This is a genomic window from Qipengyuania sp. R86523 (genome assembly GCF_044596365.1).
GTDB classification, from domain to species: Bacteria; Pseudomonadota; Alphaproteobacteria; order Sphingomonadales; family Sphingomonadaceae; genus Qipengyuania; species Qipengyuania citrea.
Genome location: NZ_CP138997.1, coordinates 2,273,285 through 2,293,387 on the forward strand (window position 1 = coordinate 2,273,285; position 20,103 = coordinate 2,293,387).

General features: G+C 65.6%; 19 protein-coding genes and 1 pseudogene. 11 read left to right on the top strand and 9 right to left on the bottom strand.

The features are described 5' to 3' along the window. Positions 1–88 precede the first annotated feature (88 nt). The 5 genes from gluQRS to SJY12_RS11255 all read left to right on the top strand — a co-directional run bounded on the left by gluQRS (position 89) and on the right by SJY12_RS11255 (position 3,300). The gene (gene gluQRS, locus SJY12_RS11235; protein WP_397505388.1) at positions 89–919 is read left to right on the top strand and encodes a tRNA glutamyl-Q(34) synthetase GluQRS; all 831 of its coding nucleotides are present in this window, start codon (positions 89–91) and stop codon (positions 917–919) included. A gap of 12 nt (positions 920–931) precedes the next feature. Beyond that, complete coding sequence (locus SJY12_RS11240) at positions 932–1,162, top strand: hypothetical protein (RefSeq protein ID WP_397505389.1); 231 nt, start codon at positions 932–934, stop codon at positions 1,160–1,162. Between the two features lie 16 nt (positions 1,163–1,178). Beyond that, complete coding sequence (locus SJY12_RS11245; protein ID WP_050600472.1) at positions 1,179–1,757, top strand: cob(I)yrinic acid a,c-diamide adenosyltransferase; 579 nt, start codon at positions 1,179–1,181, stop codon at positions 1,755–1,757. Between the two features lie 67 nt (positions 1,758–1,824). After that, the gene (locus SJY12_RS11250; protein WP_050600471.1) at positions 1,825–2,697 is read left to right on the top strand and encodes a 3-hydroxyacyl-CoA dehydrogenase NAD-binding domain-containing protein; all 873 of its coding nucleotides are present in this window, start codon (positions 1,825–1,827) and stop codon (positions 2,695–2,697) included. A 255-nt stretch (positions 2,698–2,952) separates the two neighbouring features. Then, positions 2,953–3,300 carry a hypothetical protein gene (locus tag SJY12_RS11255; RefSeq protein ID WP_397505390.1) on the top strand — a complete coding sequence of 116 codons (348 nt, stop codon included), beginning with the start codon at positions 2,953–2,955 and terminating at the stop codon, positions 3,298–3,300. Between the two features lie 14 nt (positions 3,301–3,314). On the opposite strand, the gene SJY12_RS11260 is transcribed toward SJY12_RS11255, so the two are convergent. Genes SJY12_RS11260 through mutS form a run of 3 tightly spaced genes read right to left on the bottom strand, consistent with a single transcriptional unit; the run spans position 3,315 to position 6,818 of the window. Next, on the bottom strand, positions 3,315–3,725 hold the full coding sequence (locus SJY12_RS11260) for a YidH family protein (RefSeq protein ID WP_050600469.1): 411 nt from the start codon (positions 3,723–3,725) through the stop codon (positions 3,315–3,317). 37 nt (positions 3,726–3,762) lie between these two features. Then, positions 3,763–4,146, bottom strand: coding sequence for a hypothetical protein (locus tag SJY12_RS11265; protein WP_397505391.1), 384 nt, complete (start codon positions 4,144–4,146; stop codon positions 3,763–3,765). Positions 4,147–4,193: 47 nt separating this feature from the next. Further along, positions 4,194–6,818: a DNA mismatch repair protein MutS gene (gene mutS / locus SJY12_RS11270; RefSeq protein WP_397505392.1), complete on the bottom strand. Its 2,625-nt coding sequence runs from the start codon at positions 6,816–6,818 to the stop codon at positions 4,194–4,196. Between the two features lie 113 nt (positions 6,819–6,931). Between mutS and SJY12_RS11275 the strand changes: the two are divergent. Next, positions 6,932–9,194: pseudogene (locus SJY12_RS11275) on the top strand (NADP-dependent malic enzyme). Position 9,195: 1 nt separating this feature from the next. On the opposite strand, the gene SJY12_RS11280 reads toward SJY12_RS11275, so the two are convergent. Then, the gene (locus tag SJY12_RS11280) at positions 9,196–9,867 is read right to left on the bottom strand and encodes an SDR family NAD(P)-dependent oxidoreductase (protein ID WP_397505393.1); all 672 of its coding nucleotides are present in this window, start codon (positions 9,865–9,867) and stop codon (positions 9,196–9,198) included. A 198-nt stretch (positions 9,868–10,065) separates the two neighbouring features. On the opposite strand from SJY12_RS11280, the gene SJY12_RS11285 reads away from it, so the two are divergent. Then, positions 10,066–10,671: an outer membrane protein gene (locus SJY12_RS11285; RefSeq protein WP_397505394.1), complete on the top strand. Its 606-nt coding sequence runs from the start codon at positions 10,066–10,068 to the stop codon at positions 10,669–10,671. Between the two features lie 50 nt (positions 10,672–10,721). Here SJY12_RS11285 and SJY12_RS11290 read toward each other — a convergent pair whose 3' ends face one another. Then, complete coding sequence (locus tag SJY12_RS11290) at positions 10,722–11,423, bottom strand: tRNA (guanine(46)-N(7))-methyltransferase TrmB (protein ID WP_397505395.1); 702 nt, start codon at positions 11,421–11,423, stop codon at positions 10,722–10,724. A gap of 19 nt (positions 11,424–11,442) precedes the next feature. Next, positions 11,443–12,210: a sulfite exporter TauE/SafE family protein gene (locus SJY12_RS11295; protein ID WP_063512310.1), complete on the bottom strand. Its 768-nt coding sequence runs from the start codon at positions 12,208–12,210 to the stop codon at positions 11,443–11,445. A 128-nt stretch (positions 12,211–12,338) separates the two neighbouring features. Between SJY12_RS11295 and SJY12_RS11300 the strand changes: the two genes are divergently transcribed. Beyond that, complete coding sequence (locus SJY12_RS11300; protein WP_397505396.1) at positions 12,339–13,553, top strand: mechanosensitive ion channel family protein; 1,215 nt, start codon at positions 12,339–12,341, stop codon at positions 13,551–13,553. 63 nt (positions 13,554–13,616) lie between these two features. Here the strand turns inward: SJY12_RS11300 and ctrA are convergent, their stop codons facing one another. The 3 genes from ctrA to lptB all read right to left on the bottom strand — a co-directional run bounded on the left by ctrA (position 13,617) and on the right by lptB (position 16,715). Next, complete coding sequence (ctrA, locus tag SJY12_RS11305; protein WP_050601718.1) at positions 13,617–14,312, bottom strand: response regulator transcription factor CtrA; 696 nt, start codon at positions 14,310–14,312, stop codon at positions 13,617–13,619. A gap of 142 nt (positions 14,313–14,454) precedes the next feature. Next, complete coding sequence (rpoN, locus tag SJY12_RS11310) at positions 14,455–15,903, bottom strand: RNA polymerase factor sigma-54 (protein WP_397505397.1); 1,449 nt, start codon at positions 15,901–15,903, stop codon at positions 14,455–14,457. Positions 15,904–15,929: 26 nt separating this feature from the next. Beyond that, positions 15,930–16,715, bottom strand: a complete 786-nt coding sequence (gene lptB / locus SJY12_RS11315; protein WP_397505398.1) for an LPS export ABC transporter ATP-binding protein — start codon at positions 16,713–16,715, stop codon at positions 15,930–15,932. Positions 16,716–16,921: 206 nt separating this feature from the next. Between lptB and SJY12_RS11320 the strand changes: the two genes are divergently transcribed. The 3 genes from SJY12_RS11320 to SJY12_RS11330 all read left to right on the top strand — a co-directional run bounded on the left by SJY12_RS11320 (position 16,922) and on the right by SJY12_RS11330 (position 20,102). After that, the gene (locus SJY12_RS11320; protein ID WP_050601721.1) at positions 16,922–17,296 is read left to right on the top strand and encodes a hypothetical protein; all 375 of its coding nucleotides are present in this window, start codon (positions 16,922–16,924) and stop codon (positions 17,294–17,296) included. Positions 17,297–17,370: 74 nt separating this feature from the next. Continuing rightward, positions 17,371–18,717 (top strand): TldD/PmbA family protein, encoded by a 1,347-nt coding sequence (locus tag SJY12_RS11325; protein WP_397505399.1) that lies wholly within the window; start codon positions 17,371–17,373, stop codon positions 18,715–18,717. Then, complete coding sequence (locus SJY12_RS11330) at positions 18,714–20,102, top strand: mechanosensitive ion channel family protein (protein WP_050601723.1); 1,389 nt, start codon at positions 18,714–18,716, stop codon at positions 20,100–20,102. Before SJY12_RS11325 ends, SJY12_RS11330 begins: the two co-directional genes overlap by 4 nt. Position 20,103: the final 1 nt, after the last annotated feature.

Sequence of the window (20,103 nt, forward strand, 5' to 3'; positions counted from 1 at the left end):
AAGGAAAAGCGTCAAGCCTGTTACAGACAGGCTATCCACAAACTTGTCCGCAACCCGCGCCGTTTCGAGCTGACCTCGCCAGGACCGCATGACCGTAACCCGCTTCGCCCCCAGTCCGAATGGCCCGTTGCATCTGGGCCACGCCTACTCGGCAGTGGTCGCGCATGATCTTGCAAAACGGGCCGGCGGGCGTTTCCTGCTGCGGATCGAAGACATCGACGGTCCGCGCTCGCGCCCCGAATTGGCGGAAGCGTTTCGCCGCGATCTCGCGTGGCTCGGGCTCGAATGGGAAGAAGTGCCCGCGCAATCGACCCGGCTCGCGACCTATGCCGCTGCCGCGCAGGAGCTGCTTGCGCGCGGATATCTTTATCGCTGTACCTGCACCCGCGCCGAGATCGAGTCGCTGAGGCCGCGGATTGGCTCGCAAGGCGCGGTCTATCCCGGAACCTGCAAGACCCGCCCGCCCGAGCCGGACAAGCCAGCCGCGCTGCGGCTTGATATGGCCCGCGCTCTTGCCGATGTCGGCCCACTCGAATGGGAGGATGCGATGGCCGGTGTACAGCGGGCCGACCCGCTTGAGGCAGGCGACGTGGTGATCGTACGCAAGGACTCGCCGGCCAGTTATCATCTGGCCGCCACGCTGGACGATGCCGCCGACAGTGTGACGCTGGTAACGCGCGGAGAGGACCTGTTTGCAGCTACGCCGATCCACCGCGTGCTGCAGGCGCTGCTGGATCTGCCCGTACCGCGCTGGCACCATCACCGGCTGCTGGTGGATGCGAGCGGGCAGAAACTCGCCAAGCGGCGCGGCTCGCCCTCGCTGGCCGATCGGCGGGAGGCGGGTGAGGATGGTCTGTTGCTTGCAGAGCAACTGCGCTTGCACCGTTTTCCGGGTGGCATTTCGCTCGCGAGTGCCTAAGTCTGTGTGGCTATGAACACATTCCTCATCATTATCCTCGTCATCCTCATGGTTCTTGTGGTGGCCTCGCTCATCCGCGGGATCGTCGCCTTCATGAAGAGCACCAAGATCGACCTGGAGAGCGGTGAGCAGACCGACGCGACCGACATGCAACTGACGCAGAACAAGATGATGTTCGCGCGGATCAAGTACCAGGCGCTGGCCGTGGTGGTGGTGGCCGTCCTGCTCGCCATCGCGAACTGATCCGGCGCAGCGCTGCGTGGTCAAGCTCAACAAGATCTACACGCGTACCGGCGACGACGGGACCACGGGTCTTGTCGATGGTTCGCGCCTGCCCAAGCACGATACCCGGATGGAAGCGATCGGGGCTGTGGACGAAGCCAATTCGGCGCTCGGCCTCGCCGCAGTTACCTTGGCGGACACTCCGTTCGCGGACCCGTTGTACCGGATTCAGAACGATCTCTTCGACCTCGGCGCCGATATTGCGACGCCGGCGGGTGACAATGACGATTTCGCCCCTTCGGAAATGGTGCTGCGGATAGTTGCAGGTCAGACCGCGTGGCTCGAACAGGCGATCGACGAGGCCAATACGCGGCTCGAACCACTGACGAGTTTCGTGCTCCCCGGCGGGAGCGAAGGGGCCGCACGGCTGCATGTCGCCCGCGCTGCAGCCCGGCGCGCCGAACGCGCGATGACGGCGATGGCGGCGCAGCATCTGACCAACCGCCACGCGCTGGCCTATATCAACCGCCTGTCGGACTATCTGTTCGTACTCGCGCGCGTTGCCAATGACGATGGCCGCGCCGACGTGAAGTGGGTGCCTGGCGCCAACCGCTGAGGCGCTAGCCAGCGCTCCGCGCCTTCGCTAGTGCAGCGCCGTTGCTGCAGACGCGAAGGAAATTTCGATGAACAATACGGTTGCCATCATCGGTGCGGGCCAGATGGGTTCGGGAATAGCGCAGACCGTGGCCGCGAACGGCATCGATGTGCTGCTGGCCGATGTCAGCCTGGAGGTCGCCGAGCAGGCACACGCCGGGATCGACAAGGCGCTGGGCAAGCTGGTCGGCAAGGGCAAGATCGAGATCGCCGATGCCGAAGCGACGCTGCGGCGCATCACCCCGGTCGCCGATTACGCGCCGATGCAGGACGCCAGCCTGATCATCGAGGCGGCGACCGAGAAGGAAGCGATCAAGCAGGCGATCTTCGAGAAGGCTGGCCAGTACCTCGCCGCCGATGCCATCATGGCGTCGAACACCAGCTCGATCCCGATCACGCGCATGGCAAATTATGCGCCTGATCCCGCGCGCTTTATCGGGCTGCACTTCTTCAATCCGGTGCCGGTGATGAAGCTGATCGAGGTCATCCCCGGCCTTGCGACCGCGCAGACGACCACCGACCGCACCACCGCCTTTGCCGAGAGCCTGGGCAAGGAAGTGGTCCTGTCGCAGGACGAGCCCGGCTTCGTCGTCAATCGTATCCTGCTGCCGATGATCAACGAGGCGGTGTTCGTGCTGGGCCAGTCGACCGCCGCGATCGAAGATATCGACAAGGGTTGCCGCCTCGGCCTCAACCACCCGATGGGCCCGTTGCAACTGGCCGATTTCGTCGGGCTGGATACCTGTCTCGACATCATCATGGTGCTCTACAAGACCACCCGTGATGCCAAGTACCGTCCCGCACCGCTGCTGGTGAAATATGTCGAAGCCGGCTGGCTCGGCCGCAAGACGGGCCGCGGGTTCTACGACTACTCGGGCGAGGAGCCGGTTCCGACGAGATAGTTTGTGGGTGCGGTCAGGACATCCGTCCTGACCTCTCGGCACCAGCCCACGCCCCCTCCCGGCCACCCACGGCACGTTATTTTATGGGTGGCCGGGCGGGGGTGTGGGCTGGTGCAGCAGCAAGATAGCGGCGGATGCCGCTAGCGCACGCAAAGAGAATCCGTGACGGGACACGGGCAGGCTGCTCCCCACCATCGGACCTCCACAGGAACCGCGCGGCCCCGCCCACCGTTGGTCAGGCAAAGGAGACTACGCATGACCGACAAGAAGATAAGCAGCCAGGAACAGCGCCAGGCCGGCCTCGCGCCCGAAACCCACAATGACGAGCAGGACGATCACCGCATGCAGGCGCAGGAAGTGGCCGAGCAAGCCCGCGGGGTCACCACCGAGACATCATCGCCGACCGAGAGCACGAAGGGCGACAACAAGAGCGGCCTGATGGGCGATTCGACGCAGGACACGATCGACCACATGCGCGACATGGAAAGCTCGGGCCGGATCGACATGTCGGCCTATCGCGGCGAGGACAACCACGACGACAATGAGGACAAATACGGCAAATCGGCCAAGGTCGACCCCGATTTGCCATCCGACGGCAGCTGATTCCGGCGGCCTCGCTATCCGGAGATGGCACCGTCGTTCAGCACCCAGAGCCCCGCGGTAAGCACGAGCGATCCGGCGGCGATGGCATAGGCAAGCGCACGAAAGTTCGGGGTCGAGATGGCCTCGAACTTGTGCGTCTGCAGCTTGTCGAGCGTGTGGCAAGCGCGGCGTTCGGCGGTAATCGCCAGCCAGCCGCCGGCCAGGATGAACATCGTGGCGATCGCCTTGGCAAGCCACGGCGGATCGAACGCCCCGAAAACCGCCTTGAAGCCCAGCCCGATACCGATCGCGGCAAAAGAAGTGCGCATCCAGCCGGCGAAAGTCCGTTCCATCGCCATGATGTTGCGATCCTCGGCAAGGTCGGTGCGGACCTCGGCCCACTCGGTCGACTTGTCGGGATCTTCGGGGGGATCATCCTGAGCCATGGGATATCAATCGCGGATCGCGGGGGCGGTTCCTATCCTAATTCACGATCTCGACCGGCTCGGCGTCTCGCGCGGGCGGGCCGGGGAGCGTGCTGGGCCGCGCGCCTACCAGGGGCTCGGCGTCTTCTATCAGATAGCTGTCATCGAACGGTTCGGGGACGAAGGGTTCCGGTGTTGCAGGCTCCGTCGGTGCATCTTCGGCATACCATGCGGACAGGGCCGCATCGTCTTGCGAGGACCGCTGCTCCCGCCGCGCGGGCACATCCGTATCGATCAAGGGCTCGGGCGCACGATCCGCAAATTCGCCCTGCCCGGGCGGCGCGTCGCTGATACGCGCGATCACGCCGGGATCGTTCTCCCCGCCGATGAGGATTACTACGCCGATCAGAAACAGGACGACGAGCGCCAGTTTCTTGAGCAATCCGGGGGGCAGTCCGTCATCCATCGCCCCGGTATAGGGCAGCGCGGTTAAGCGTCCGTTTCCCGGGCCGTGGTCTGCAAGGCGTAGAGCGTATCGAGTGCTTCGCGCGGCGAGAGGGCATCGACGTCGATCTGCTCGATCGCCTCGCGCAGCGGGTCGGGTCGAGCTTCTTCTGCCTGTGCGGTGACTGCGAAAAGCGGCAGGTCGCCAAGGCCGGCGCCAAGCCCGCCGGTCTGTTCGCGGCCCTTCTCGAGCTTGTCGAGCACTGCCTTGGCCCGCTTGATTACCGGTGCGGGCACACCGGCCAGCTTGGCGACCGACAGGCCGTAGCTGCGATCGGCAGCGCCCGCCGCCAATTCGTGCAGCAGGACGAGATCGCCCTTCCATTCGCGCGCCCGCACATGATGCAGGCTCAACGCGTCGCAGGCCTCGGCCAGTCGGCTGAGTTCGTGATAATGCGTGGCGAAGAGGCAGCGGCATTGCAGCTGTTCATGCACCGCTTCGACCACCGCCCAGGCCAGCGCCATGCCGTCATAGGTGCTGGTGCCGCGCCCGACCTCGTCGAGGATCACGAAACTGCGTTCGGTCGCCTGGCTGAGGATTGCCGCGGTTTCGACCATCTCGACCATGAACGTAGACCGTCCGCGCGCCAGATTGTCGCTTGCCCCGACGCGGCTGAACAATCGGTCGGCCAAACCGACCCGGGCCGAATTTGCAGGGACATAGCTGCCTGCCTGGGCCAGCATCAGGATCAGCGCGTTCTGGCGCAGGAAGGTTGACTTGCCGCCCATGTTGGGGCCGCCGATCAGCCACAGGCGGTTTGCCTGCGCCAGGGTGCAATCATTGGCGACGAAACGTTCGCCGCTCCTCGCCAGCGCGGCTTCGACCACCGGGTGCCGGCCGCCGACGATTTCGAGGCAGGGCTCGTCGCGCATCTCGGGGCGCGCCCAGTCTCCTTCTACCGCCCGTTCGGCAAGCGCGGCCGCCACGTCGATCCGCGCAAGTGCGGCGGCGGTGGCGGCGATCGCTTCGCGGGCTTCGATCACTTCACCGACCAGTGTTTCGAAATGCGCTTCTTCGGCGGCCACCGCATGCGCGCCCGCTTCGGCGATCCGTGTCGCTTCCTCGTGCAGGCCGATCGAATTGAACCGCACGGCGCCGGCCATCGTCTGGCGGTGCGTGAAACCGCTGTCCGCTGCCATCAGCTTGTCGCCATGCTTGGCAGGCACTTCGATGAAATAACCGAGCACCTTGTTGTGCTTGATCTTGAGCGACGGCGTACCGGTCTCATCGCGGTACCTGGCTTCGAGCGCGGCGATGGCCTTGCGGGCGTTGCCGCTGGTTTCGCGCAGGCTGTCGAGCGCATGATCGTAATCCGCAGCGATAAAACCGCCCTGGCTGCGTTCGGTCGGCGGCGAGGGGACCAGCGCGCGCGCCAGATGGTCGACCAGCGCCGCATGGCCCCCCAATGCCTCGCACATGTCCGCCAGCAGTGCGGGAAGGTCCGGGCTGGCGCCGAGCATGTCGCGCACCCGCCGTGCTTCGGCAAGGCCATCGCGGATCTGGCCCAGATCGCGCGGGCTGCCGCGCCCGGCGACCAGCCGTCCGAGTGCGCGGCCGATATCGGGGGCCTGGCGCAGGACGCCGCGCACGTCCGCGCGGAGTAGCGGGTCGCTGTGGAAATGCTGGACGCTGGAAAGACGGGCTTCGATGGCGCCGCGATCGGCAAGCGGGGCGGACAGATCTTCGGCCAGCTGCCGCGCGCCCGCGCCGGTCGCGCAGCGATCGATACAGGCGATCAGGCTGCCGGCGCGCCCCCCCCCCTGCGCTTCGAGAATCTCGAGGCTGGCGCGGGTCGCTGCATCCATCGCGAGATGGGCTCCGCTGCCGCGTGCGACCGGGGGCAGGAGGAAGGGCAGCGTGCCGCGCCCTGCATGCTCGAGATAGGCGATCAGCCCGGCCGCTGCAGCAAGCATGGGACGCGAGAAGTCGCCCAGCCCGTCGAGCGTGGCGATCTGGTGGATCGTTTTGAGCCGGGCTTCGCCGTCTTCGCTGCGGAAATCACTGCGCGGCCGGGCGATGATGTCGGCTGGGGCATCCGGCCAGTCATCGGGGGAGAGCAACTCGCTTGCGCCCAGTCGCGCCAGCGCTGCATCAAGCGCGGCGATCGGGCATTCCTCCAGTTCCATGCGTCCGGTCGAGATATCGCATGCCGCCAGCCCGACGCTGTCGCGCAGCGGAGCCACCGCCACCAGCAGATTCGCGCGGCGCGGTTCGAGCAGCGCTTCCTCGGTCAGCGTCCCCGCAGTGACGAACCGCACGATATCGCGCGCGACGAGGCTTTTGGAGACGGGGGTGCCCTCGCGCCGTGCGCGTTCCTTGGCCTCGTCGGGCGTTTCTGTCTGTTCGGCGATCGCGACCCGGCAGCCGCCCTTGATCAGCCGTGCGAGATAGCCCTCGGCGGCATGCACGGGCACCCCGCACATCGGCACGGGTTCGCCGTCATGTTCGCCGCGCGTGGTCAGCGCGATGTCGAGCACGCCGGCGGCGATCCGGGCGTCCTCGAAGAACAGTTCGAAGAAATCGCCCATGCGGTAGAACAGCAGCGCGTCGCCTGCCTCGCGCTTGAGCGCGAGATATTGCTGCATCATCGGAGTGGGCTTGCCGGACATGAAGCGGGCCTAGCGGGGCCGCCGCCGATTCGGGAGTCGCCCGGGGCACCCTTTCCCCTATGACTTCGCCGCGCGAGCGGTTAGGGGCGAACTGCAGCGACACGAGGATACACATGGCCGACGAGAAATCCGCATTCACCACGCGTGAGGCGCTGTTCTACCACGAGACGATCCGCCCCGGTAAGATCGAGATCATCGCCTCGAAACCGATGGGCAGCCAGCGCGACCTCAGCCTGGCCTATTCGCCCGGCGTCGCTGCTCCGGTGGAAGCGATTGCGGCCAATCCTGCGGATGCGGCGCGCTATACCGCGCGGTCCAATCTCGTGGCTGTCATCTCCAACGGCACCGCCATCCTCGGTCTTGGCAATCTCGGCGCGCTGGCGTCGAAGCCGGTGATGGAAGGCAAGGCGGTGCTCTTCAAGCGCTTCGCCGACGTCGATTTCGATCGATCTCGAACTCGATACCGAAGACCCGGACAAGTTCATCGAGGCGGTGGCCCTGATGGAGCCCACCTTCGGCGGCATCAATCTGGAAGACATCGCCGCGCCCGAATGCTTCATCATCGAGCAGGCACTGCGCGAGCGGATGAACATCCCCGTGATGCATGACGACCAGCACGGCACCGCGATCATCGCGGCGGCCGGCCTGATCAATGCATGCCATCTCACCGGGCGCGATCTCAAGGATGTGAAAATGGTGGTCAACGGCGCGGGGGCGAGCGCGCTTGCCTGCACCGCGCTGATCAAGGCCATGGGGGTGCGGCACGAAAACGTGATCGTGTGCGACCGGTCGGGCCCGATCACCCCGGGACGCGACAATGTGGACCAGTGGAAGAGCGCGCATGCTGTCGAAACCGCAGCCACCAGCCTCGAAGAAGCGCTCAACGGCGCGGATATCTTCCTCGGGCTCTCGGCGGCGGGTGCGCTCAAGCCCGAATGGGTCGAGCACATGGCGGACAAACCGATCATCTTCGCCATGGCCAACCCGGTGCCCGAGATCATGCCCGAGGAAGCCAAGGCGGTGCGCCCCGATGCGATCATCGCCACCGGGCGCAGCGACTACCCCAACCAGGTCAACAACGTGCTCGGGTTTCCGTTCATTTTCCGCGGTGCGCTCGACGTGCAGGCAACCGCGATCAACGAGGAAATGAAGATTGCCGCAGCGCGGGCCATTGCCGAACTCGCGCGTGAACGCGTGCCCGAGGAAGTGGCGGCCGCCTACGGCGTGACGCACCAGTTCGGCGAGAATTACATCATTCCCGCCCCGTTCGACCCGCGGCTGATGGAAGTCGTTTCCAGCGCGGTGGCCAAGGCGGCGATGGACAGCGGCGTGGCGCAGGCGCCGATCGCCGATTTCGACGAATATCGCCACAAGCTCAAGGCGCGGCTCAACCCGACGACCGCGGCGCTGACCAATATCTACGACCTCGCCCGCGCCAACCCCAAGCCGATGGTCTTTGCCGAGGCGGAGGAAGACGTCGCGCTGCGCGCCGCCATCCAGTACCGCGAATTCGGTTACGGCGAGCCGATCCTGGTCGGTCGGACCGAAAAGGTCCTCGAGAAGCTGCGCGAACTGGCAGTCGACGATCCCGATGACTGGATCATCGAGAATTCGAACGTGTCGGACAAGGTCCCGGCGATGGTCGACTATCTGTACAAGCGCTTGCAGCGGCGCGGGTATACCGAGCGCGACGTCGCCCGCATGGTCAACCAGGAACGCAACGTTTTCGCAGCACTGCTGGTCGCGTTGGGGCATGGCGAGGGCATGATCACCGGCCTGACCCGTACCTTCAGCCAGACTGCGCGCGAGGTGGGCCGCGTGCTCGATGCGAAGCCGGGTGCGACGCCCTTCGGAATCCACATGATGGTGGGCAAGAACCACACCAGTTTCCTCGCCGACACGACGATGAACGAGCGTCCCTCGGCGGGCGAACTCGCATACATCGCGCGCGAGACCGCGGCGGTGGCGCGGCGCATGGGGCACGAACCGCGCGTTGCCTTCCTGTCCTATTCGACCTTCGGGAATCCGTCGGGCCAATGGCTGGGCAATATCCGCGATGCGGTGGCGCTGCTCGATGCCGACGATTCGGTGAATTTCGAATATGAAGGCGAAATGGCCCCCGACGCGGCGCTCAATCCCAAGGTCATGGCGCTCTATCCCTTCAGCCGCCTGTCGGGTCCGGCCAATGTGCTGATCATGCCGGGCCTGCAGTCGGCCAACCTGTCGGCCAAGCTGCTGCGCGAACTGGGCGGCGAAACGACCATCGGGCCACTGATGATCGGCTCGGAAAAGCCGGTCCAGATCGCGCCGATGACCGCCATTGCGCCCGATGTGCTGACGCTGGCGGTGCTCGCCAGCGCCGGGGTGGTCGGATAGGCTAGAACGCCAGTTCGTCGCCCTTGTAGTCGACGAAACGGAAGCTGGCGCCGCTCGCGCCGTCGACGACGTCTGCGAGGCCGTTGACGCTCTCGTCGATCGTCAACTTGGCCTGCGGCCCGCCCATGTCGGTCTGGACCCAGCCCGGGTGCAGCGCCAGCACGGCGATGCCGCGTGCGGCGGCGTGTTGTTCGGCCACGCCCTTGGCGAGCATGTTCAGCGCGACCTTGCTGGTGCGGTACAGGTCGTACCCGCCCGAGCTATCGGAGATCGATCCCATCAGCGACGACATGACCGCCAGTGTCCCGCCGTCCCTGAGCGCGGGCAGCAGCGTCCGCGCCGCGCGCGCGGGGCCGAAGGCATTCGTCACCATCACGTCCGCCACCTCGTCGGCAGTCGCCTGCATCGCATCCTGGTGGCGCGCGCCGGTGATGCCTGCGTTGATCACCAGCGCATCGAACTGCCCATCCTCGAAGCCGAAATCGGCGTAGCTGTCGGGACGGGTGACGTCGCAGCTCACGATGCGCAGCGCCTCGCTTTCCAGCGCGTGCAACGCGTCGCTGCGCGAACGCTCGCTCGCGACGACCTGCCATCCGCGCGCAAGGAACTCCTTCACCAGGCCCAGCCCGATACCGCGCGATGCCCCGAGAATGAAAATCGTCCTGTCTGCCATCGCCATATCCTCCATCGGCTCTCTCTTCTTCGGGTCCCGGCTAGCCTGCCATTGGTGGGATTGGCAAAACCGCTGGTCGAATAAGTGCCCGCACCATCGCTGGCAGGCCCCGGGCCGCCGATTGGTTCAGCGGGGCGCAAGCGCGGCTTCGCCAACCGCCGCCGACGTGCATTCAAGCGCACGCGAAAGGATAACAAGATGAAAAAGACAATCGCAACGGTCGCAATCGCCTCGGGCATGCTTGCCACCCCCGCAATGGCACAGGCGCAGAACGTGGCCCCGGGCGGCTTCTATGTCGGCGCGCTTGCCGGTTACGAAGGGCTCGACGTCGAATCGGGCGATGCCAGCGTGAGCGCCGATGCCGATTCGGCAGTTTATGGCATTACCGCCGGCTACGACCTCTCGCTCGGCAGCGCTTTCATCGGCGTCGAAGGCGAACTGTCGACCAGCGGCGGCTCGACGGAGTTCCCCGACAGCTTCGGCGGGGCCCGCGACGGTCTCGATGCCGACGGCCAGTATTACATCGGGGCCCGCGCCGGCTTCGCGGTGACGCCGGGCATCGCCGCCTATGGCAAGGTCGGCTATACCGCGCTCGACACCAAGTCCTTTACCAGCGCCGGTTCGCTCGACGATCTCGACAACAATGCCAACGGGCTGCGCTTCGGCGGGGGCTTGCAGGTCCAGCTGCCCGGTCCGCTCGAAGGCCGGCTCGAATACCGCCGGTCGCAATATGACGACATCGGCGGCGATGTCGGCGACGCGACGACCGACCAAGTCGTGGCCGGGCTCGGCCTGCGTTTCTGACGCAGAGATTCTGACCCGCGAGGCCGTCCGGGTGACCGGGCGGCCTCGTGCTATTTCCGGCGGAAGCGAAAGTACCAGACTTCGTGGTCGTAGACTGTGCGGGCCTTGTGCTCGTAGCGCGTCTCGGGCCAGCCGGAGGGGCGGTTCTGCCAGCTCGCAGGGCCTTCGGCGACCCATTCGAATTCATCGGTAAAGCGGCGCATCACCATCAGCGCATGGCGCAGATAGACCGCGTGATCGGTACCGAAGCGAAATTCGCCACCGGGCTTCAGCTTGTCGGCGATCATCCGCACCGGGCCATCGTTCATCATCCGCCGCTTGGCGTGCTTGTTCTTGGGCCAGGGATCGGGGTGGAGCAGATAGACCATCGTCAGCGCACCATCGGGCACGCGACGCAGCACTTCCAATGCATCGCCATGCTGGATCCGGACATTGGCCAGCGTCCGGTCGCGCACATGCGTCAGCGCCTGCGCCACGCCGTTGACGAACGGTTCGGCGCCGATGAAGCCGTGGTCGGGCAGCATGTCGGCGCGCTCGGCCATGTGCTCGCCTCCGCCGAAGCCGATTTCGAAATGCAAGGGGCGATCGAAGCCGAACAGGCGTTCCGCCGTCACCGGACCATCCGCGGGTACCGCGATCTGCGGCAGCAATTTGTCGACCAGTTCCTGCTGCGACGCGCGCAGCGGCTTGCCCTGGCTGCGGCCGTAGAGCCGGTTGAGGGTGGTGGGGTCGCCTTCTTTAAACGCGCTCATGGCGCGGCCGCCTACAAGCCTACCCCCACGCCGTCCAGATGCCGTAGGCGCTGGTCACGCTCAGCGCGATGCCGACAAGGACCAGCATCAGCTTGGGGCTGAAATGCTTGGCTGCCATAGCGCCGAAGGGTGCCGCCGCGATCCCGCCGATGATCAGGCCCAGCGTCGCCCCGGCGATATGCGAGATGCCCAGATGATAGATGAAGCTGGCCGAAATGGTCAGCGTGAGGAAAAACTCGACCGAATTGACCGTGCCCACGACCTTGCGCGGTTCGGCCCCCTGGACCAGCAGGTTGGAGGTCACCACCGGTCCCCAGCCGCCGCCGCCTGCCGCATCGAGGAAGCCGCCGACCAGTCCCAGCGGCGCGACATGCCTGGCCTGCCGCACGCGCGGGGGATATAGCAGGCCGCGGATCAGCAGCCACACGCCGATCCCGGCGAGATAGATCAGCACGAAGGGCTTGATCGTATCGCCATCGATCGAGGTGATCAGATAGGTGCCCAGCAGGCCCCCGATCACGCCGGGGACCAGCAGGCGGAAGAACAGCCCTTTGTCGATATTGCCGTGCAGCAGATGGCTGATGCCCGACGTCGCGGTGGTGAAACATTCGACCAGGTGCACGCGCTGCGAAGCCAGCGCCGGCGGCACCCCGAGCAGACCGACCATCAGCGTGTTGGTGATGACCCCGAAGGCCATGCCCAATGCGCCGTCGACCATCTGTGCTGCGAAACCGATGAGAATGAAGGGGATTATGGGCCCCAGATCGAAACCGAACACCTCCATCATGGGGGTGGGCCTTTCAATGTTGATGCCGCCTGCAGCTACTGCGTCCGCTTCCCGGCGACGAGATAGAAAATCTGCCTCGACGCGCGGGGCTTGAACCCGGCGGGGGCGGCGGGGTAGTTGCCCGGGCGATGCAGGCACTCTTCGATGACTATTCCGCGCTGGCGCTATGGCTCCAGTCCCTGATCGCGCTGCTGGGGCTGGCCGCGCTGGCATTCGCAGTGAACTGGTTGCTCAAACGCGTGCTGCTGCGCTTTGCGGCGCCCTATCTCGACAACCGGACCGATACGGCCGACCGCGGCGCGGCCTGGCTCGCTACGGTGATCCCGCTGCTGATCGTCTCGCGCGGGATCCTGCTGGTGCCCCATTTGCCCGAAACGGTGGTGACGGTGACGGTCAATGTGGCGCGGGCGCTGATCGTGCTGTCGATCGCCATGGCGATCGGCTGGGCGCTCAATTACGCGAACGAGCTGTATTCGCGCCGGCCAGAGGCGCGCAGCCGGCCGATCAAGGGCTATGTCCAGGTGGTCAAGATCGCCGTTTTCTGCGGCGCGGCCATCCTGATGATCGCGGTGCTGATTGAACAATCGCCGCTGCTATTGCTATCGGGTCTGGGCGCGATGGCCGCGGTGCTGCTGCTGGTGTTCAAGGACACCATCCTCAGCCTCGTGGCCAGCGTGCAGCTGACCAGCAACGACATGCTGCGGGTGGGCGACTGGATCGAGATGCCGAGCATGGATGCGGATGGCGATGTGGTGGATATCGCGTTGCACACCGTGAAGGTCCAGAATTTCGACAAGACCATCACCACCATTCCGACGCACCGGCTGATCGCCGACAGTTTCCGCAACTGGCGGGGGATGACCGACAGCGGCGGGCGGCGGATCAAGCGGTCGCTGGTGATCGATCAGAACTCGGTACGGTTCCTCGGCGAAGAAGAAGTCGCCGGGCTCAAGCGCTTCCGCCTGCTCGACGACTACCTCGCGCGCAAGGAGAAGGAGATCGCCGAGTGGAACCGCCATGAACTGGCGGGCGACGACGATGCGGTCAATGCGCGGCGGATCACCAATATCGGCACGCTGCGGGCCTATGTGATTGCCTATCTGCGCAGCCACCCCAGTGTTGCGAGCACCAATTTCACGCTGATGGTGCGGCAATTGGCGCCGGGGCCGGAGGGTCTCCCGCTCGAAATCTATTGCTTCGCCGATACGGTCGAGTGGCCGATCTACGAAGCGATCCAGGCGGATATCTTCGACCATCTGCTGGCTATCCTGCCCGAATTCGGCCTGCGGATATTTCAGCAGCCGAGCGGGCTCGATCTCGCCCGGCTGGCCAATCACGCATAGCAAAACGCCCGGTAGCCGAGGCTCCGGGCGTTTCTCGCTATCCCGTCCGGGGAAAGCCGGTGATCAGGCCGCCTCGGCCTCTTCGTTCGGATCGCGCAGCACATAGCCGCGGCCCCATACGGTCTCGATGTAATTCTCGCCGCCACAGGCATGGCTGAGCTTCTTGCGCAGCTTGCAGATGAAGACGTCGATGATCTTGAGTTCGGGTTCGTCCATGCCGCCGTAAAGGTGGTTGAGGAACATTTCCTTCGTCAGCGTGGTGCCCTTGCGCAAGCTGAGCAGCTCGAGCATCGCGTATTCCTTGCCCGTCAGGTGGACGCGGGCGCCATCGACTTCGACCGTCTTGGCGTCGAGGTTCACCGCCAGCTTGCCGGTGCGGATGACCGACTGGCTGTGGCCCTTCGAGCGGCGCACGACGGCATGGATGCGGGCGACCAGTTCTTCGCGGTGGAACGGCTTGGTGACGTAATCGTCGGCGCCGAAACCGAAGCTGCGGATCTTGCTGTCCATTTCGGCGATACCCGAAAGGATCAGGACCGGGGTCTGGACCTTGGCGACGCGCAGCTTCTTGAGCACGTCGTAGCCATGCATGTCGGGCAGGTTCAGATCGAGCAGGATGATATCGTAATCATACAGCTTGCCCAGATCGAGCCCTTCCTCGCCGAGGTCGGTCGAGTAGACATTGAAGCCTTCGGTCGTGAGCATGAGCTCGATGGCCTTGGCGGTAGTCGGCTCGTCTTCGATCAGCAGTACACGCATGGGAAATCCCCTGTATGGCCCCTAAGTACGGCGGTAACCTCCGGTAAAGAGGTATTGCCCTGTATTAACCACACAACATCTGAACGGGAAAGGTTAACGCGCGGTAAAGGGCGTTAACTTTTTTGCGCGTGGCACGCTTGCGTCACAGCGCCGCGAGCTTCTTCTGCCGCCGCCGCTGCGCGCTGGAACCGATGCCGATCGCCTCGCGATATTTGGCGACGGTGCGCCGCGCGAGATCGAAGCCCTCTTCGTTGAGCAGGTCGGCGAGCTTCTGGTCGGACAGCACCTTCTTGGGGTCTTCTGCCTCGCACAGTGCCCTGATGCGCGCCTTGATGGCTTCGGAAGAGGCGCCTTCACCGTCGGCCGCGGACACCCCGCTGGAGAAGAAATACTTCAGTTCGAACGTGCCGCGCGGGCACGCGAGATACTTGTTGCTGGTCACGCGGCTGACGGTGCTTTCGTGCATCTCGATCTGTTCGGCCACTTCGCGCAAGGTCAGCGGGCGCATCGCGGTGACCCCGTGCCGGAAGAAACCTTCCTGCTTTTTCACGATTTCGGCCGCGGTCTTGAGGATGGTCTTCTGCCGCTGGTCGAGCGCGCGGATCAGCCAGTCGGCCTCGCCCAGTTGTTCGTTGAGCCAGCTGTGCGCGGCCTTGTCGCGGGCACCGGTCTTCAGTTCGAGGAAATAGTCGCGATTGACGACCAGCCGCGGGAGGCTGGCTTCGTTGAGCCGGATGTCCCAGCCATCGGCGCTCGGCGCGATCAGCACGTCGGGGACGATTGCGGCCTGCGCGGTGCCGCCATAGGCAAGACCCGGCTTGGGATCGTAGCCGCGCAGTTCGGCCAGCATATCGGCGAAATCCTCGTCATCGACCTCGCACATGCGTTTGAGCCTGGCGATTTCGCCCGCAGCGACCAGATCGAGATTGTCGATCAGCCGGGCCATGCAGGGATCGTAGCGGTCCGCTTCCTTGGCCTGCAACGCCAGGCATTCGCTCAGTGATCGCGCGCCGACCCCGGTGGGATCGAGCGACTGGACCGTGGCCAGCGCCTGCTCGACCGCCACGAGCGGGGCGCCGAGCTCATCGGCGATGACCAGCAGGTCGGTGGGCAGATAGCCCGCTTCGTCGAGTTCGCCGGCGATGCGCAGCGCGATCAGGGCTTCCCGCGGATCGCGCGCCACCGCGCCGATCTGGTCGGCAAGATGTTCCGCCAGCGTTGGTCCGGCGGACGAACGGTTTTCCAGATCGGGCAATTCCGCGCTGCCCGCGCCACCGATATCGCCGCGGCTCCAGTCGCCCATGTCGCCCGGAGCGGCCTCGGGGTCGATTGCATGGTCCGCAATATCCAGCGCATTGTCGCCGTCCAGGTCGGGGGCGCTGTCATGTTCCTGCGGTTCGGCGCTCGTATCGCTGGCGGTCTCGCGGCTTACTTCGCCCATTTCCAGTAAGGGGTTGGATTCGAGCGCATGGGCGACGAAAGTCTCGATTTCGAGATTGGACAGCGCTAACAGCTTGATCGCCTGCTGCAGCTGCGGCGTCATCACCAGCGACTGGGTCTGCCGCAGATCGAGACGCGGGGCCAGCGCCATGGATCAGCTCCGGGCGGCTTCGGGCATCACAGAGTGAAACTTTCGCCCAGATAGAGCCGCCGCACATTTTCATCGGCCACCAGCGCTTCGGGCGTGCCGGCGAACAACACCTGTCCGCCATAGATGATGCAGGCGCGGTCGACGATCTCGAGCGTTTCGCGCACGTTGTGATCGGTGATCAATACCCCGATCCCACGCGTCTTGAGGTCCTTAACGAGGTCGCGGATATCGCTGATCGAAAGCGGGTCGATCCCGGCAAAGGGTTCGTCGAGCAGCATGATCGACGGCCTGGCCGCCAGGGCGCGCGCAATCTCGCAGCGTCGGCGCTCGCCACCCGAAAGCGCCATCGCGGGGCTGGCGCGCAGCCGGGTAAGGCCGAATTCGTCGAGCAGGCGTTCGAGCTCCGCGGCGCGCGTCTCCGCGTCGGGTTCGACCATTTCGAGCACGCTGTTGATGTTCTGCTCGACCGTCATCCCGCGAAAGATGCTGGTTTCCTGCGGCAGATAGCCAAGCCCCAGGATCGCGCGGCGGTACATCGGCAGGTTGGTCACATCTTCGCCATCCATCAGGATGCGCCCGGCATCGGGGCGCACGAGACCCATGATCGAATAGAAGCAGGTCGTCTTGCCCGCGCCATTGGGGCCCAGCAGGCCGAGCACTTCGCCCTTGCCCACGCTGAGCGAGATGTCGGTCAGCACTGCCCGCTTGTCGTAGCTCTTGGCGATCGACACCACTTCGAGCCCGCCCTGCGGGATCGGCGGGGCGGCGTCGTGCACCGCATCGTTTTCGTGGCTAGTTGCAATATCGGCCATGGCCCGTGCCATAGCACGCGTCAGCCATGTGAAAACCCCCGCCACGCGGCCTGATCGACGAACTGGCAAGGTTCCTGCATGGGCGCTCGGCAGATGGCGCCCGCAGCTGCCGGGCCGTGCAGACAGCCTTTCGCGCACGATTGCTTGCCACCGGGCAACAATTTTGAAACAATGCGATTCGGGTCAGAGGAAACAGGAGAGGCGCAATGAACAAGGCGCTCCGCAACGCCGACATCGCAACCGGGCATACCGGGGGGCGAGCGCGAGACTGGCGCAAGGCCATGAGCGACAATGTCGCGCTGGCGCTGCTGGTCTATACCGGCATGCAGATTTTCATGACCGTCGGCGCGATGAAGCAGGGCGTGTCCTCTATCGTCCCCTATCTTGCGCTCATCGTCCTGGTGGCCGGGATCATTCCTGCCTGCCGCTGGTTCGAGCGGCGCTGGTCGGACCTGTCCGACGACCAGGCAGCCGACGGAGCGCTGAAACCGGCCTTTCGCCGCGACCAGATCCTGCTGTGGGCAATGGCCATCGGCCTGCCCGCCGCGCTTACCGCTTTCTTCACGCTGATCTTTTCCTGACTCTGCCGGCGGTTGCCAGCCAGCCGCCCCGGGCCTAATTCGCGAGGCATGACTTCGCATCTCCGGCAGGCCCGATGATCGGCCCCGATGCAGCGCTTGCCCGCTGCCATGACCTCGTCGAACTGGCTCGCGCAGCGGGCGCGGATGCCGCCGATGCCGTTGCCAGCGCGTCGTCTTCGGAAAGCGTCAGCGTCAGGCTGGGGGCGCTGGAAGAGGTCGAACGCTCCGAAAGCGAAGAAATCGGCCTGCGGGTATTCGTCGGCCGCCGTTCGGCATCGATCGCGACGAGCGATTTTGCCGGTGAGGGGCTGCGCATGCTGGCCCAGCGCGCTGTCGAGATGGCGCGTCTCGCCCCGGAGGATCCTTACGGCGGGCTCGCCCCGGCCGACGCATTGTCCCAAGGCGACGGCGTCGAACTCGAGCTGAGCGATGGCGCCGAACCGCGCCCCGAAGACTTGCGCAGCGCCGCGCTTGCCACCGAAGATGCCGCGCGCGCAGTCGCGGGGGTGACCAATTCGAACGGCGGCAGCGCCTCGGCCTCGCAATCGGTGTTCGCCCTGGTCACTTCCACCGGATTCGCGCGGGCGCGTGCGGGCGGATCGCACTCATTGTCGGCCAGCGTGGTCGCGGGGGAGGGCGGCGACAAGCAGACCGACTATGCCTATCGCACGCAGCGGCACCGCAGCGACCTGCCCGATCCGGCGGGCATCGGACGCGAGGCCGGCGAACGCGCGGTCCGCAAGGTCGCTCCCGGATCGCTTCCTTCGGGCAGGATGCCCGTGGTGTTCGATCCGCGCGTGGGCGGCGGGATCGTCGGCCATTTGCTCGGCGCCATGACCGGGCCCGCTATCGCCCGCAAGGCAAGCTTCCTGATCGACCGCGAGAACGAACAGCTGTTCGATAACGGTATCCGGATCGTCGAGGATCCGCTGCGCCCCCGCGGCCTGCGATCGCGCAATTACGACGGCGAGGGCATCGCCAGCGTTCCGCGCGCGCTGGTCGAAGGCGGGCGGGTTACCCGCTGGCTGACCAATGTCGCCAGCGCCGCCCAGCTCGATCTGCCACTGACCGGCCATGCGAGCCGGGGCAGCGGCGGGGCGCCCGGCGTGGCCCCGGCCAATGTCTATATGGAACCGGGCACGGCCAGCGCGGCGGACCTCATCGCCGATATCGAGGACGGCGTCTATATCACCGACCTGTTCGGCCAGGGGGTCAGCCTCGTCACGGGCGATTACAGCCGCGGCGCCAGCGGGCTGCGCATCCGCAATGGCGAACTGGCGGGGCCGGTGGCGGAAATCACCATCGCCGGGACGCTGCCCGAAATGTTCCGCGCGCTGGTGGCGGCCGATGATCTCGAATTCCTGCGCGGAATCGATGTTCCGACGCTGCGCATCGACGGCATGTCGGTGGCCGGCCAATGATCCGGTTGCTTGCCCTGGCGGCCCTGTTGTGGGCGGTGCCGCTGGCGGCCCAGCTCGAGGTGCCCGCCGAACCGACCGAAACGCCGACCCCCGTCCAGACGATCGCGGCGACGCAGGAAGCGGGCGACGACCGGCGTATTGCCGAACGTATCGCAGGGATCTTTGCCGAGCTGCCCGCCTTCGGCGCGGTCGAGGTCGAGGTCAATGAAGGCGTGGTTTCGCTGTCGGGCACGGTGCCCAAGCCGGACGACATTGCGCGCGCCGAAGCCATCGTCAATCGCGTTGCCGGCGTCGTCACGGTCGAAAACGGGCTCGAACGGGACCTGTCGCTCTCGGCGGGCAGCGCGGGGATACTGACGCTCGCCGACCGCTGGAATTCGCTGGTCCGCATGCTCCCGCTGATCGGGATGGCCCTCGGCGTATGGCTGGCGATTGCCTTTCTCGGCTATCTGATCGCCGGGCTCGGGCGGCTGTGGCACCGGATCGCGCCGAACAGCTTCCTTGCGGAACTGATCGCCAGCGCGATCCGGTTCGGCTTCACGATCGTCGGCCTGGTGATCGCGCTCGACATGATCGGGGCGACAGCGCTGCTGGGCGCGGTGCTTGGCGGCGCGGGCGTCATCGGTATCGCGCTGGGTTTCGCCATGCGCGACACGATCGAGAATTACGTCGCCTCGCTGCTGCTGTCGCTGCGGCAGCCGTTTCGCGCCAACGACTGGGTGCAGATCGATACCTATGAAGGCCGGGTTATCCGCCTGACCAGCCGTGCCACCGTGCTGATGACGCTCGATGGCAACCACCTGCGCATTCCCAATGGCCAGGTGTTCAAGGCAGTGATCGTCAATTTCACGCGCAACCCGCAGCGCCGCTTCCATTTCGACCTCGGCGTGGACGCCGACGACGATGCCCGCGCCGCGCGGCAGCTGGGCCGCGACACGCTGGCGGGACTCGAATTCGTGCTGTCGGATCCGCCACCCGAAGCGCGGATCATCGAGGTTGGCGATTCGAACGTGGTGATCCGTTTCCTCGGCTGGGTCGACCAGCGCGATACCGATTGGTGGAAGGCGCAGAGCCAGGCGATCCCGGCAGTGAAGGGCGCCTTGGAAGATGCGGGCTTCGGCCTGCCGGAGCCGATCTACCGGCTGCGCTTCGATCCGCGCTCTGCCACGGTGCCCTTCGCGGCCGAAGCGGCCACCGCTACGGTCACCCCGAGCGCGGACGAACCGCCGCAGGCCAAGCGCGCGGTTCGCGATGTCGCGGCCAGCCCGGCCGACGAGGACGTGCGCCCGGCGGACGAGATCGCCGCTATGGTCGAGGAAGAGCGCAACCGGCCGGGAGAAGAGCAGAACAAGGACCTGCTCGATCACTCCCGCCCGGTCGAATAGG

Coding starts and splice junctions, on each gene's coding strand:
- SJY12_RS11290 (WP_397505395.1), bottom strand. CDS start 11,423: ATGAGCGCGTTTAAAGAAGGCGACCCCACCACCCTCAACCGGCTCTAC.
- ctrA (WP_050601718.1), bottom strand. CDS start 14,312: ATGCGTGTACTGCTGATCGAAGACGAGCCGACTACCGCCAAGGCCATC.
- SJY12_RS11280 (WP_397505393.1), bottom strand. CDS start 9,867: ATGGCAGACAGGACGATTTTCATTCTCGGGGCATCGCGCGGTATCGGG.
- SJY12_RS11330 (WP_050601723.1), top strand. CDS start 18,714: ATGATCCGGTTGCTTGCCCTGGCGGCCCTGTTGTGGGCGGTGCCGCTG.
- mutS (WP_397505392.1), bottom strand. CDS start 6,818: ATGTCCGGCAAGCCCACTCCGATGATGCAGCAATATCTCGCGCTCAAG.
- SJY12_RS11300 (WP_397505396.1), top strand. CDS start 12,339: ATGCAGGCACTCTTCGATGACTATTCCGCGCTGGCGCTATGGCTCCAG.
- SJY12_RS11325 (WP_397505399.1), top strand. CDS start 17,371: ATGATCGGCCCCGATGCAGCGCTTGCCCGCTGCCATGACCTCGTCGAA.
- rpoN (WP_397505397.1), bottom strand. CDS start 15,903: ATGGCGCTGGCCCCGCGTCTCGATCTGCGGCAGACCCAGTCGCTGGTG.
- gluQRS (WP_397505388.1), top strand. CDS start 89: ATGACCGTAACCCGCTTCGCCCCCAGTCCGAATGGCCCGTTGCATCTG.
- SJY12_RS11250 (WP_050600471.1), top strand. CDS start 1,825: ATGAACAATACGGTTGCCATCATCGGTGCGGGCCAGATGGGTTCGGGA.
- SJY12_RS11260 (WP_050600469.1), bottom strand. CDS start 3,725: ATGGCTCAGGATGATCCCCCCGAAGATCCCGACAAGTCGACCGAGTGG.
- SJY12_RS11240 (WP_397505389.1), top strand. CDS start 932: ATGAACACATTCCTCATCATTATCCTCGTCATCCTCATGGTTCTTGTG.
- lptB (WP_397505398.1), bottom strand. CDS start 16,715: ATGGCCGATATTGCAACTAGCCACGAAAACGATGCGGTGCACGACGCC.
- SJY12_RS11295 (WP_063512310.1), bottom strand. CDS start 12,210: ATGATGGAGGTGTTCGGTTTCGATCTGGGGCCCATAATCCCCTTCATT.
- SJY12_RS11285 (WP_397505394.1), top strand. CDS start 10,066: ATGAAAAAGACAATCGCAACGGTCGCAATCGCCTCGGGCATGCTTGCC.
- SJY12_RS11320 (WP_050601721.1), top strand. CDS start 16,922: ATGAACAAGGCGCTCCGCAACGCCGACATCGCAACCGGGCATACCGGG.
- SJY12_RS11255 (WP_397505390.1), top strand. CDS start 2,953: ATGACCGACAAGAAGATAAGCAGCCAGGAACAGCGCCAGGCCGGCCTC.